Source organism: Methanobrevibacter sp. (assembly GCF_017940815.1).
Classification (GTDB): Archaea; Methanobacteriota; Methanobacteria; order Methanobacteriales; family Methanobacteriaceae; genus Methanocatella.
In genome coordinates this window covers 1-10996 of the sequence record NZ_JAGAXX010000057.1, presented here as the reverse complement: position 1 = coordinate 10996, position 10996 = coordinate 1, and the positions used below count along the sequence as shown (strand labels likewise).

15 protein-coding genes are annotated in these 10996 nt (G+C 37.8%); 2 read left to right on the top strand and 13 right to left on the bottom strand.

Annotated features, from left to right (window positions below; translation table 11 throughout):
- Positions 1–220, top strand: a 220-nt coding sequence (locus tag ILA26_RS07480) for a hypothetical protein (protein WP_292895924.1), incomplete at its 5' end; no start/stop codon positions are given.
- 194 nt (positions 221–414) lie between these two features.
- On the opposite strand, the gene ILA26_RS07475 is transcribed toward ILA26_RS07480, so the two are convergent.
- The gene (locus ILA26_RS07475) at positions 415–786 is read right to left on the bottom strand and encodes a helix-turn-helix domain-containing protein (protein WP_292895922.1); all 372 of its coding nucleotides are present in this window, start codon (positions 784–786) and stop codon (positions 415–417) included.
- Between the two features lie 175 nt (positions 787–961).
- On the opposite strand from ILA26_RS07475, the gene ILA26_RS07470 reads away from it, so the two are divergent.
- A complete protein-coding gene (locus ILA26_RS07470) occupies positions 962–1216 on the top strand; it encodes a hypothetical protein (protein WP_292895920.1) in 255 nt (84 codons plus the stop codon).
- Between the two features lie 215 nt (positions 1217–1431).
- Here the strand turns inward: ILA26_RS07470 and ILA26_RS07465 are convergent, their stop codons facing one another.
- The 12 genes from ILA26_RS07465 to ILA26_RS07410 all read right to left on the bottom strand — a co-directional run bounded on the left by ILA26_RS07465 (position 1432) and on the right by ILA26_RS07410 (position 10891).
- Positions 1432–1818 carry a helix-turn-helix domain-containing protein gene (locus tag ILA26_RS07465; protein WP_292895918.1) on the bottom strand — a complete coding sequence of 129 codons (387 nt, stop codon included), beginning with the start codon at positions 1816–1818 and terminating at the stop codon, positions 1432–1434.
- Between the two features lie 89 nt (positions 1819–1907).
- Entirely contained in the window at positions 1908–2513 is a 606-nt protein-coding gene (locus ILA26_RS07460; protein WP_292895916.1) for a pyridoxamine 5'-phosphate oxidase family protein, read from the bottom strand.
- Entirely contained in the window at positions 2510–3496 is a 987-nt protein-coding gene (locus tag ILA26_RS07455; RefSeq protein WP_292895914.1) for a zinc-binding dehydrogenase, read from the bottom strand. Before ILA26_RS07455 ends, ILA26_RS07460 begins: the two co-directional genes overlap by 4 nt.
- On the bottom strand, positions 3493–4521 hold the full coding sequence (gene acgM, locus ILA26_RS07450; RefSeq protein WP_292895912.1) for a radical SAM/SPASM domain protein, ACGX system: 1029 nt from the start codon (positions 4519–4521) through the stop codon (positions 3493–3495). The genes ILA26_RS07455 and acgM overlap by 4 nt, the downstream gene beginning before the upstream one ends.
- A gap of 48 nt (positions 4522–4569) precedes the next feature.
- Positions 4570–4869, bottom strand: a complete 300-nt coding sequence (locus ILA26_RS07445; protein WP_292895910.1) for a hypothetical protein — start codon at positions 4867–4869, stop codon at positions 4570–4572.
- A 103-nt stretch (positions 4870–4972) separates the two neighbouring features.
- Positions 4973–5323, bottom strand: a complete 351-nt coding sequence (locus ILA26_RS07440) for an arsenate reductase family protein (RefSeq protein ID WP_292895908.1) — start codon at positions 5321–5323, stop codon at positions 4973–4975.
- 21 nt (positions 5324–5344) lie between these two features.
- Positions 5345–5989, bottom strand: coding sequence for an HAD family hydrolase (locus ILA26_RS07435; protein WP_292895906.1), 645 nt, complete (start codon positions 5987–5989; stop codon positions 5345–5347).
- Positions 5990–6000: 11 nt separating this feature from the next.
- On the bottom strand, positions 6001–6918 hold the full coding sequence (locus tag ILA26_RS07430; RefSeq protein WP_292895904.1) for an HIRAN domain-containing protein: 918 nt from the start codon (positions 6916–6918) through the stop codon (positions 6001–6003).
- A gap of 50 nt (positions 6919–6968) precedes the next feature.
- Positions 6969–7481 (bottom strand): YgjV family protein, encoded by a 513-nt coding sequence (locus tag ILA26_RS07425; protein WP_292895902.1) that lies wholly within the window; start codon positions 7479–7481, stop codon positions 6969–6971.
- 29 nt (positions 7482–7510) lie between these two features.
- Complete coding sequence (locus ILA26_RS07420) at positions 7511–8692, bottom strand: MFS transporter (RefSeq protein ID WP_292895900.1); 1182 nt, start codon at positions 8690–8692, stop codon at positions 7511–7513.
- A gap of 6 nt (positions 8693–8698) precedes the next feature.
- A complete protein-coding gene (locus ILA26_RS07415) occupies positions 8699–9058 on the bottom strand; it encodes a hypothetical protein (RefSeq protein ID WP_292895898.1) in 360 nt (119 codons plus the stop codon).
- An 84-nt stretch (positions 9059–9142) separates the two neighbouring features.
- The gene (locus ILA26_RS07410) at positions 9143–10891 is read right to left on the bottom strand and encodes a DUF11 domain-containing protein (RefSeq protein WP_292895896.1); all 1749 of its coding nucleotides are present in this window, start codon (positions 10889–10891) and stop codon (positions 9143–9145) included.
- Positions 10892–10996: the final 105 nt, after the last annotated feature.

Genomic DNA, 10996 nt, shown 5'->3' with positions numbered 1-10996 from the left:
TATTAATATAAAAAATGAAGGATTAAGATTAATCCAAGAAAAAATAATAAAGACAAGTCCCTATTGGGATTGTCATGGCCTGCGGTGCGCGGGTATCGGCTCGAAAATATTAACATTCCACTCAAAGAACATGTTAAAAAAATCGAGAATCCCCAACTTCTTAAAAGTTGGCGGAAGTTCAACTTTCCATCATATAAACGTTTCTAAACAACTGATTTAACAATTATAATAATATTACAGAATTAAATCAATTTTACATGATTAAATCAATATTTATTTTAAAAAATAGCAAATACTTATTAGTCCTAGCCAAAAAAACACCATAAAAAAATTAATCTAAAATATTATATTGAAACTAATAAAAAAAGTAGTTTTTTTGGGTCCACACCGCAACCCATTATTTGGTTATTTGATTTACAACAAGTTTTCCTTGAAACTTGCTTTCAAATCATCCCTGAGCTTGTCAGAGTAATTTTCACTGTCAACGGCCACCATGGCAATCTCATACAGAACCTTGTTCAATGACTTGCCCTTTTCGGTTAAAACGTACTTGACGTTTTTCTTGTCAATCTTGTCTACAATCTTATGGATCAATCCGTTCTTTTCCATTTCCTTCAGACAGTTGCTTAACACCTTGTTTGAAAGATCTGGTTTTCCTTCCTTAAATTCGTGAAATCTTGTTTTTCCATAGAACAAGTCTCGAATTATATGGATAACCCACTTTTTTCTAATTAAATTTACAACTAATTCAATAGGACATTTCTTAATGTGTTTTAATATGGTCATGATAGTTTCCTCCTAAAAATCAGTCGGCTATATAACCTGCTTTTTTATCATATATAAATTTTTCGGTTTTTAGTTTGGTGACCAAACGGTTACGAAAAGCATTTATATGCAGTTTGCCTAAGTTTGTATTGAAAGCTGCAAGAATGTGGCTTTCAAATTTTAGGAGATGGCTAAAATGTTTAGATTAAACGATTGGAATGAAAATGAAAAATTTTCCCAAGCGCAAATTGCACAAGATGTCATGTGTAGCAAAACAAACAAGCATTTGAACACAAGCTGTTGCGTTGACACAACAAATATTGACCTAATCGAAACATCTTGTTCAAGCAATATGAAAACAAGTTGCTGTATTGATACAACAAGAGTCACTCCAGGCCCATGTGGAAGTGACATCAAAACAAGTTGCTGTATCGATACAACCCAAGAGTAAGATATTGAATCTTACTCTTAATTTATTGTTTAAAACAATTAAAGTTTTTGTAAAAGACAGCTAAATAGATTTAACCTCCAAATAATTAATCCCCAATTAGTTTCATATGATTTCCAAAAGAGGAATTTTTTGAGGCAGGATTGACTTGCCAAACCTTACGAATACAAATCCGAACGGAAATACTCCCAATTCCCCAAAACAAAATCAAAAAATTCCTAGCTATCTTCTTTAAGCAAGGCGCCCCGGAACACCACCTTCAATTCATCGACATATTCATCAGAATAGTACTCTTCGCCAAGATCGCTAGTCAATGTGAACATTGCAAGTTCATACAAGACCTTATTCAAGGCCAATCCCCTTTCTGTTAGCTTGTATTCAATACTGTCCTCAAGCTCATGCCTTTTTATTAGCCGATTTTCCTCCATGTCCTTAAGGCAATGGCTCAAGACCTTGTTGGAAAGTCCTGGCTTATCTTCCTTGAATTCATTGAAACGGGTTTTTCCAAAAAACATGTCCCTTAAAATCTGAATGACCCATTTTCTGCTAATCATCTGCATTGCCAGTTCTATCGGGCACACACTTGCATTATCATCAGTTACCATTTAATCACTTAATTAAATTTTTATAAATTAATATAAATAACTTTTAAGTAACCTAGAGGTAACTTAATTAAAAAAAAGAATAAATAAAGCTATAATTTAATTATAGCAGTCATAGGACAGTTTTCAAAGCATCTTCCGCAATGTAAGCAATGTTCCTTCATGATTTCATATGGTGTTCCCTCATTTATCGCATGTTGCGGACAGGCTCCAAAGCATGTTGCACAGCCAACACACGCATCGGTGATTTCAAAACCCTTTGGAGTGATTTTCCCGTTGCCCAATTTGAATGATTTCCTGAAAATCGGCTTTTGTGTCAGGTCAAAGTATTCCATCTCTCCGTTTTCAATGCAAAACGGCTCAAGAATGTATCTTGCGGCTCCTGGATATACATTGTTCAAGAATTTGTTTTCATCAAACATCAGGTCTATCCAGTGTTTCTGGTCCTCCAGCTTATGGGCCTCACCAGATATTCTTATTGACCTGTTGTTGTTGAGGCACAGATAGCTTACTTGAGGATGGTTTAAAATCTCATTGTAGACATGCTTTCCCCGTGCTGTCAAAAAGAATATCTTATCATCCTCAATGTGCATGATGTCAATAATCCTTGATTGAGGATTTCCGTTCTCGTCAACCGTTGACAATGTCGCATCTATAACTTCTCTCAATTGTTTAAAGCACTCTTCCTTTGTTATCATTTTTCTAACCTAAATATTATTTTTCCTTGAGCCTTATTTGACTCCATAAGTTCGTGAGCATGACCGATATCTTCCAAATCGGTGAATAGCTTGCCTATTTTCGGATCAATGTCATTTTCAACTATGAACATGAACATCTCATCTATTATCTCCTGAGTGGGATAATTGGAGAAAAACGAGGTCAAGTATCGGTCATTTGGAATCAACTTGATAGGGTCAAATTCTGAGATGTACTCATCCCCTCCCAAAATTCCAGTGTTGCAGCATATTCCACCCTTTTTAAGGCAGTTCATTGAGTCCTGCAATGTCTTAGGACCGACCAGTTCCAAGACTTTCTCAACACCGTCAGGACATATCTCCTTAACCTTATCTTCAATATTTCCATCATCGATGACAACGTAATTTGCGCCGTTACTCAAGAGATTGGCAACTTTTCCCTCATTTCTGGTGGTTGCTATAACTGTGGCACCCATCGCATCGGCAAGCTGCATTGCAGACAATCCTGCTGCAGATGTTGCGCCACGAATCAAAATCACATCATCCTTATTGAGCTTTAATGACTTGATTGAACCGAATGCAGTGAAATAGGTTTCAGGAATTGAAATGATTTCCTCCATCAGCAGGTATCCGAAAACACATTCAGGAATCTTGAAAAGATTTTTTTCTGGAAGCAATGCATATTCAGCATAAGACCCGTCAAATGACCTTCCCATTCCTCCCATCAAACCTACGACAATATCTCCCTCATCAAATCTGCTGTTGGATGGATTTACAACTTCCCCTACACATTCTATTCCAGGAATCACAGGCAAGTCAATGTAATCCTCATCTGCCTCATAATCCCGTAAGACAATTTCAGCCCTGTTGATTCCAAAGCCCAACACCTTGACAAGCACCCAATCCGGCTTGACTTCAGGAATCGGCACTTCACTAACTTCCAATTCATTAGCCTTACAAGTCTTTTCCAAAACAACCGCTTTCATGCTATCACCTTCCAGCATTGAGGATCCGCTGAGTACATGTCATTAGTGTATCCATAGCTTACAGCAGGACATCCCCTGCAGAATCTCAACAGTTCACATTTGCTGCACTTTTCAAAGTTTTCGAATTGCCTGTACTCGTCCATCTCGTCACTTGTGAAAATGTCAAACAGCTCGTCTGTCAGAACATTCCCAACCTTGCTGTCCATTCTGCGGCATGCAAAGACATCACCAGTCGGAAGTATTGTCATGTGACTGTTTCCGCAGTTGCAGCCGTCATATATGACATCGTCCTTCAGGTTTTCAGGAATCTTGAACAATCCCTTTTCATAGAGGAACAATGTCCAAAGATGGTCCTTTAAGTTGAAGTATGTTTTTGAGTACTTGTATTCCTCATACTTTTCCCAAACCTTTTCCAGAAGTCGTTTATACTCTTCAGGAGTTACATGAGAGTCATTGTCATCTCCTGTCGGACAGTATCTTGCAAAGCTGAACAATCCAACATTGTTTTGAACGACAACATCAATCAGCCTTGGCATCTCGTCGATATTGACGCTTGACACAGTTGTCATTATGCTCGCCCTGACGCCTGCATCCTGCAATGTCTTGATTTTTTCCAATGTGATGTCAAATGAACCTGGTTTTCTAAAATAATCGTGAGTTCTCCTTAGTCCATCTAAGGATAGTTGGTATTGCCTGCAGCCCAAATCGGCCAGTCTTTTACATACCTCATCAGTTAAGTGAAACGGATTTCCCATTATGCTGTAGTCAATTTCCTTTTCATGCAATATTTCAAGCAAGTCCCAAAAGTTAGGATGTAGAATCGGATCTCCACCTGTAATGCTGAAATATGGCTTTCTATTGGTTTTTTCACACATCCTTAAAGCGTTATCAATGACTTTCTTCATGTCTTCAAACTGCATTGTGTGCAATTCCTTGTTGTTGTCTTCAGCAAAGATGTAGCAGTGTTTACACCTTTGGTCACAATCATCTAAAATATGCCATTGAAATGCAAAATAATCTGCCATTAAAACTCCTCCTAAAAAAAAAGAATATGATTTTAAGATAGGATAATCTTAAAATCTGTCAGATCCACATGCTGTGGAAATGTCTCCACCACAAGCGGTGTTAATGTCACTACCGCAAGCGGACATTACAACATCACTGCCGCAAGCAGTGTTAATGTCAGAACCGCAAGCAGTTGCAGTAACATCACTGCCACAAGCGGTGTTAATGTCGCTGCCACATGCGGATGCAGTCACATCAGAACCGCAAGCGGTGTTAATGTCACTGCCGCAGGCGGTTGCGATTACGTTTTGTGCAATTTTAGATGCAGAAAAACTTTCTTTATCATTCCATGCGTTTAATTTAAACATAGTTCTTTCTCCTAAATTTTTTTAAATAAAAGCATTGAAAAACTTTTATCAAATATACTATGTTTAAACGTAAATAAAAAGAGATTAGTTACTGAAAAGTAACTTATAACAATTTTTCTTCCCATTCCTTGACTTTAAAGCCAACCAATACAATATCGTCATGAACTAGAATCGGCCTTTTGACAAGCATTCCGTCAGTGGCCAATAAGTCCAGCTGTTCATCTTCTGACATGTCCGGAAGTTTATCTTTCAATTTCAATTCACGGTATTTCATTCCGCTGGTGTTGAAAAACCTTTTGAGTGGCAATTCACTGGTTTTCCACCATTCACGCAATTCATCGGCGGTCGGATTGTCTTCCACGATATGTTTTGATTCATATTCAAAATCGTGTTCATCAAGCCAGTTTTTCGCTTTTCTGCAAGTTGAGCATTTAGGATAATTTACGAATAACATGATTAATAGTTGGATTTCAACTTAAAAATAGTTAATTATTTCAGACGCATCCCCAATGAAATCAAGTACATAATCATCTTCAAATGCCTCTTCAGTTCCATATCCCCATTCAACAATCAGGCAATCAATATCAGCATTTTTTGCTGTGTTAATGTCAGTTATGGAATCTCCAATATAAATTGTCTCATCATTTGATGCATTAGCAACATCCATGATTCTTTTAACACCACAAGGGTCTGGCTTTGAAGGGCAATATGGGCTGTGGCCTTCAATGGCTACAAAATCGATATCCTCGAAAAACTTATCCGTATAAAACCTTATTGAATCGGTTTTTCTGTTTGAGTTTATGGCCAATATTATTCCCTTATCCTGCAATTGCCTTAACACATCATGAACCCTTGGAAAAGGGATTGTATTCTCATTATCAGAATCCTCATACAATTCCTCATAGGTTTTTTTAATGATCTCTATGTTTTCGGGAGTGCTTTGGTCATTCAGGACCAGTGACACGATTTCATCGATGTTTCCTCCCAATCTCTTGATGTACTCGTCATGGGTCAATGTTGGAAAGCCATTCATTTCCAATGACCTGTTTAAAATTATCATAACGTCATGGACGGAATCGAACAGTGTTCCGTCAAAATCTAATATTGCCAGCTTTTTCATATTCTAACCCTTTAAATCAGTTTTGCAATAACCATATAATCCAAAAATGGGAACAGGTATTTTGCCCGTGTCTTATCATCGAATTTATTCTTAATTTCCGTTGCACTTTTTACCTGGTCAATCAATGTCCCGGAGCTGTTTGCAACGTATCCGACGGTTTCACCGTTTATCTCGACACGTATCGCATCATGGTCGTGCTCGTTTTCAGGCTCCTTAATCAAGTCCAGAATCACGCCATCCTTAAAAGGAAGCAAGTTCTTATAGAATTTGGTTCCTGCAATGTTTATGAATGTTTCATTTGGATTTTTCAAGATCTTTTCCTTTTCCTCAATACTATCTATTTCATCAAGCAGTCCGCTTGCAAGCAGATGGCACTTCTTGGCCTGAATCGGCATTCCAAAGTCCTCAAGGATGTTTCCCTTCAAGTGGAGATAAAGGTCCCTGTCAATGTCATCGGGAAGGGTTGCAAGGGCATCATTGATTATGTCCAACTGCTCCTTATAGTTGGTTTCATGATAATTCTTCCATTTGGCAAGTCTGTAAAGGCATTGTGCCTTGTTTCCCCTGACAACACTCTTATCTCGAATGCTTAATGATCTGTCGTAATATACAAGCGCTTCCTCAAACCTTCCTGAATTGTCGAGAATTATTGCCTTGACATTCAAATACCTTGGATTGTTTGGAGAGATGTTCAATGCCTGATTAATCAGGTCCATTGCCTCACCATATCTTCCCTCATCCTGCAATTTAAAAGCCTGCTTGGACAGTTTATTTCCAGGACTAACGGTTGATTTGTGAGGACGTTCCTCCTCCTCATCATCCCCATTGTTGAGATAACCCATATATGGATAGTCAGGAACTCCGACATCATCGCCGTAGCCCGCTGGGTCTCCAACCTGCCAATGATATGGTTCATATTCATCTCCCATTTAAAACACCTTGATAATAATTAGATTAAGAAAATATAAAACATTAATCATTAACATTTAGTGCGGATTAACCTGACTAAAGAGACAACACCAATCAACGCTGTTACACTTTCTATGATTGCTGATGAGAAATCCAGAATCGCTAAAAAGTAAATCACATGAATGGCACTGTTTACAATGAAGCCAGACTTTATTGTCTTGATTGACTTGAGATAATAGTTGCACAGGGTGATTTGTATGATTGCAATTATCGGCAAAAGCCCTACAAATCCCATGGTGTTGACCAGAAGACCCAAAACGATTGAAATTATTATGAAAAATACTGTCCAGTTAAATGTCAACTTGTCCTTGTAGACCATTGCGTTACGTGTTGCGGCGATAGCCATGGTTGTGACGCCTGTCCATGATAAAAAGAATACTGATGAAATCATCAGAATAAATGCATTAAGGAATTGGTGCTTGTAAGCCTGCTTTTCATCATTGACCCACATGCTCAAAATGATGAAAATTCCGGCAATCAGTGAGATTACATTACCAACTACAATATTCCATGCCAAATCCATATCATCATATTTATTTTACCTATTAGATATTATTTTCTAAGGGAATACACACAAATCGGCAATGCCAACAGGGTTATGAATGATGAGATGAAATAGACCGGCGCATAACCGCTTGAGGCAGACACGAAACTTCCCAAAAGAGCAGGTCCAAAACCCATTGTGGCATCACAGAATATGAAAAAGGTTGACACGGCATATGAACGACGGTTTTCAGGAGTGTCTCTTGTGACGATTGTTGTGCATGCGGAATTGAGCGTTCCAAATCCAAGCGCGGCACAGACTGCACAAATGATGACTGTTAATGTTGAAGGCATGAAAGCAATCAGAAACAATCCGACGGACTGTGCGATGATTCCTGTCACACAAATTATCATGTCGCCATACCTGTCCTGAATCTTTCCCGCAAGAGGCCTTGACAATATCAGGACAATTGAATATATGATGAAAAACCATGAAAATGCACTTACCAAATCAACTTGAACCGCATAAAGCCTGTAAAATGACAATATTGACACATAACCCAAACTGGTCAGGGCTGTAAAAAGTGACACAGGAACTGCCTTATATTCAAAGACCTTTTCCAATCCGGAATAGGATTTTTCCTCTTTTTTAACAATTTCCCAATTGTTTGCAGGATCCTGTTTGCTTACATCTATGAAAAAGATGCAGACTAATGCAATGGCGGCAAAAAGGCTGGCTGCAATGAAACATCCAATTGATCCGACATTATCATAAAGCAATCCTCCAATGTACGGCCCAAGACCAACAGCTATTGTTGTTCCAAGCATGAAGTATCCAAATGCCTCACCGAAACGGCTTTTCGGAAGTATTGCGGTTGCAATGGTTACAATCGCATTGGCGGATGCACCAAAGCCGATTCCATGGATGAATCTCACAATCAAAAGTAAGGTTACATCATTGACTAAAAAATATAAAAGGCAGGACAAGAAGTGAATTCCCATGAAAATAAGAGCGGTTTTCTTCCAGCCGATTTTCTCCAAAGCGTTTCCGGAGTAAATCCTTGAGCACAGACCTCCGAAAATGTAAATTCCAGAAACCAAACCGGCTACTGTTGCAGTTGAACCCAATGAAGTGGCATATTCGGTGACTGTCGACATCAACGCATACATCACAAGAGCGGTAAAGAGCAATGCTCCAAATATCAAAAAGAATGACTTTGTAAATATCTTCCCATCATTTGAAACATTCATATCAAACTACTCCCCATACCTTATTTCAACAAAATTCAACTTGACTATTGTGACAATAGCAAGAACTCCAAAAATTATAACAGTGATTGCCATCAGAATACCTCCCCAAAAGCCCGGAAGGGAATTTGGAATGTCCAGAAACATCAAAAGGAACATCGGAAGCCCAATGAATGCAGTGATGATTATCGCAACATTCAATAAGACTGGCCCTTCAGTTGCAAAGATGTATGTGAACAATATCAGGAAAACGCCAATCAGGGCAATTGAAAATATTAGCTTGTGGTCCCAATCAGTAAACATTCCCAATATCAATATGATTAAAAACAATGAGATATATGCAATCGGACGCAGAAAATTCCTTGACAAAAAATCACCTTATGGATATTAATATGATTTTTTAAGTATTTAATTCTAAAAAAAAGAAAAAGAAAAATGTGATAAAATCACATATTATTGTTTTTTATTTCTTGATGGAATGAAACCTAATCCTATTAAACATAACAGCAAGACAAACAAAGGATTACCGGTAGCGGTTTTTGCTACGCTTGAAGTTTCCTCTTGAACTTCATCTTCACTTGGAGTTTCCTCAGGAACTTCAGGTTCTTCTTCGGGTTCTTTTTCAGAATCTTCTTCAGGAACGTCCTCAGGAACTTCAGGGTCATCATCATCGTCTGTTTCATTTTCTGTTACAGTTACATTATCAGTACTGTTTAAAGTTTCATTTGTGATATTGTTTCCACAAACTGCGGTATTGTTTTTCACACCAGTGCTGGTTGCAGTGAATGTGAGTAACAAGCTAATTGCCTCACCGGGAGCAAGTGTTCCATTATAGGTCCACTTATCAGTACCGTCGAATGTCCAAATGTCCTTGTCTGAATAATCAGAATATTTCAATCCATTTGTATATTCGTTGTCCTGAATATAGACTCCGGTCAAGTTAATTTTTCCGGTGTTTGTTACTGTGACATTGAAAATTACATCGTCACCGACTTTAACCTCTTTTGTTAAGGCAACTTTTTCGATAGTGAATTCAGGTACTCCTACATAAACTGAGTTGTTACCCCATTCCTCAACGTGTCTGTGCACTTCATCAGGTCCCCAATATTTCCATTTCCAGAAAACGTGAGCACTGTTATTCAGTTGCCCAACTTTATTGGCTTTGAAATGGGTTGTGAAGTTGAGGGAGGAACCAGGTTCCCAATTACCATATGTGAGATACTGAATTAACAGTTGATGGCCATAAGCACCATCAAACTCACCGGCAAACTGATAGTTTTGATCCCATCTATTTCCATTCTTATCAGGATTGAAAGTTATGTCAACAAACTCCAATCCAGGGTCATACCAGTCATCAATCCATATAAGTTTCTGATTTTCATCCATCCACATAGTAGTAACTAGTGGTAGTGTACCAGTATTTTCAATGTATACGTCAAAGTAAACGTCATCACCAAGACAGTACACCTTTTGATGAGGAGTCTTGATTATGGTCAATTCAGGATCTCCAACCAAAACGCTTGACCATCCCCAATTGTCTCCATTGTCATAAATGTGAGCACCATAAGTGAAGTTACCAGGTTTTAAAGCCTTGAAGTGAATTTGATACTGCAAGGTGTTCCATGGTTGCCATCCATTATAAACTCTATACTGAACAGGCACATATGATGATTCACCATAATACTGAACATCAGGTTTTAAATTAACATAATTGCTAGCCCATTCAGCAGGAATGATCTCTACAAATTCCAATTCAGTGTCGTCATACCAATTATTGATTGTGAGAACATTACCTTCCCACCAGTTACCATAATAGGTATTCCACTGATTTTGAACATATACATTAAAGTAGACATCATCTCCAACTCTCACAACAGGAGTGAGTGATGTGGTTTGAATGTTAAAAGGACCTGCAAGAACATCAGAATCTTCCTGACTGCCTAACTTATCACTTGATTTTGAAACTTCTATTACTGAGTTTGATTCTTCAATTTCATTTCCATCATCATTATTTATTGCAATGATGTCCTCGGAAATGTCGTTATCTGTATCTTCAACGGATTCAACATTTGCTAAACATAATGAATCATCCATCAAAGTGTTATTTTCATTAGTATTTACAGCATTAACAGAACCAATTATTAACAATGCAGCGATTACAATAAATAATAAAACTAAAACTTCTTTAATTTTATAATTCATGATCTATCTCTATTAATAACTACTCTTTAATAGGCAACTACCAAAAAAAAATAATTATAAATCTTTTATTTGAAGATCCAATCTCCAAAAAGGTCTTATAAAAAC

Coding starts and splice junctions, on each gene's coding strand:
- ILA26_RS07435 (WP_292895906.1), bottom strand. CDS start 5,989: ATGAAAAAGCTGGCAATATTAGATTTTGACGGAACACTGTTCGATTCC.
- ILA26_RS07445 (WP_292895910.1), bottom strand. CDS start 4,869: ATGTTTAAATTAAACGCATGGAATGATAAAGAAAGTTTTTCTGCATCT.
- ILA26_RS07460 (WP_292895916.1), bottom strand. CDS start 2,513: ATGATAACAAAGGAAGAGTGCTTTAAACAATTGAGAGAAGTTATAGAT.
- ILA26_RS07440 (WP_292895908.1), bottom strand. CDS start 5,323: ATGTTATTCGTAAATTATCCTAAATGCTCAACTTGCAGAAAAGCGAAA.
- ILA26_RS07455 (WP_292895914.1), bottom strand. CDS start 3,496: ATGAAAGCGGTTGTTTTGGAAAAGACTTGTAAGGCTAATGAATTGGAA.
- ILA26_RS07470 (WP_292895920.1), top strand. CDS start 962: ATGTTTAGATTAAACGATTGGAATGAAAATGAAAAATTTTCCCAAGCG.
- ILA26_RS07410 (WP_292895896.1), bottom strand. CDS start 10,891: ATGAATTATAAAATTAAAGAAGTTTTAGTTTTATTATTTATTGTAATC.
- ILA26_RS07430 (WP_292895904.1), bottom strand. CDS start 6,918: ATGGGAGATGAATATGAACCATATCATTGGCAGGTTGGAGACCCAGCG.
- ILA26_RS07425 (WP_292895902.1), bottom strand. CDS start 7,481: ATGGATTTGGCATGGAATATTGTAGTTGGTAATGTAATCTCACTGATT.
- ILA26_RS07420 (WP_292895900.1), bottom strand. CDS start 8,692: ATGAATGTTTCAAATGATGGGAAGATATTTACAAAGTCATTCTTTTTG.
- acgM (WP_292895912.1), bottom strand. CDS start 4,521: ATGGCAGATTATTTTGCATTTCAATGGCATATTTTAGATGATTGTGAC.
- ILA26_RS07465 (WP_292895918.1), bottom strand. CDS start 1,818: ATGGTAACTGATGATAATGCAAGTGTGTGCCCGATAGAACTGGCAATG.
- ILA26_RS07475 (WP_292895922.1), bottom strand. CDS start 786: ATGACCATATTAAAACACATTAAGAAATGTCCTATTGAATTAGTTGTA.